The sequence below is a fragment of the Neisseria sp. HMSC065C04 genome (genome assembly GCF_001815375.1).
GTDB classification, from domain to species: domain Bacteria; phylum Pseudomonadota; class Gammaproteobacteria; order Burkholderiales; family Neisseriaceae; genus Neisseria; species Neisseria flavescens_D.
The window spans coordinates 1-1056 of the sequence record NZ_KV820420.1; the positions used below are offsets into that span (position 1 = coordinate 1).

The following is a 1056-nucleotide window of genomic DNA, read 5'->3' on the forward strand; positions in this document are numbered from 1 at the left end:
TAAGCCTTCCTGCGGACGAATCTCAAATGCTGCGCGTTGGTTGAGGTAGGAAGAGAGAGGCAGGGAGGAATCGGTCGAGGTAGCGGTAATTTCGACACGGTAAGCGGTATTGACCGCTTCAGATGCGCTGAAAGAGCGAACGGAAAGTGAGGGGGAGAAACGGGCGAAGGTAAGGTGGTAGGATTGGCGGGCGGTCATAAGGGTAATATCCGACTGACGATGAACACTGTATGATAACGGGGATAATGCCGATGGTAAAGCGAATGGGATGAATGGAAAAAAGTCTGCCCGAACGGTTGAAATAAGGGATAAAGAGTCATTTTACCCCGCCCTATTCCACCATTCAGGGGAAAAGTGGTAAATTAAGCAGCCACATTTCTCTTAAAAACCATTGATTTTATACTAAAAATTGGAGTACTATACGGAATCTTTTAAGATTAACTAATAGTTAACAAACAGGAATAAACAACGGCGATTGTTAGGTATAGGGAAAAACTACATAATTTATATTATGTTAAATTAATAATGCTAGTATTTTAGTCTATCAATTCCTGTTTTTCTTAATTCTACAATCACTTACAATATTCAAAAACAAAAAGGCCGTCTGAAAGGTTTTTCAGACGACCTTTTATCAAATGCTCCAGCTTTTTCTCAATAAATCCCTTGTTGTTAAATCCCCGGTTCTTTCAATTTCATCCAGCATCCTTTTAGTTGTAATAACAAAACGGTTGTAGTGCAGCCTGTTCTTTTCATTCAAGGAATTACAGGAGCTCAGAAAACCGGCGTAGCGCTACAACAAGTAGAATTTACCGCTGCTTATTCCAGCATTTTACAACGTGCCATTGATACGACTAGCCATATTATCGGCCAGCGTCCCATCCCTCTTTTTCAGCACTGTGGACTAAATGAGCAATCATTTGGAAGTTGGGAAGGTATGCAGATCTCTGACCTGCGGAAGCTAACCGAATTCAAACAATTAACCAATGACCCGGCAGCTTATAAAGCATTAAGCAATGGTGGCAAAACCTTTGAACAATTAGCAGTACGTGCAATGGC

General features: G+C 41.3%; 2 protein-coding genes. One reads left to right on the forward strand and one right to left on the reverse strand.

Annotated features, from left to right (window positions below):
- On the reverse strand, positions 1-198 hold a 198-nt coding region (locus tag HMPREF3022_RS08895), incomplete at its 3' end, for a hypothetical protein (RefSeq protein ID WP_141756519.1).
- A 535-nt stretch (positions 199-733) separates the two neighbouring features.
- Here HMPREF3022_RS08895 and HMPREF3022_RS08900 point away from each other — a divergent pair.
- Positions 734-1056: histidine phosphatase family protein (locus HMPREF3022_RS08900; RefSeq protein ID WP_283119068.1), on the forward strand; the 323-nt coding region annotated here is incomplete at its 3' end.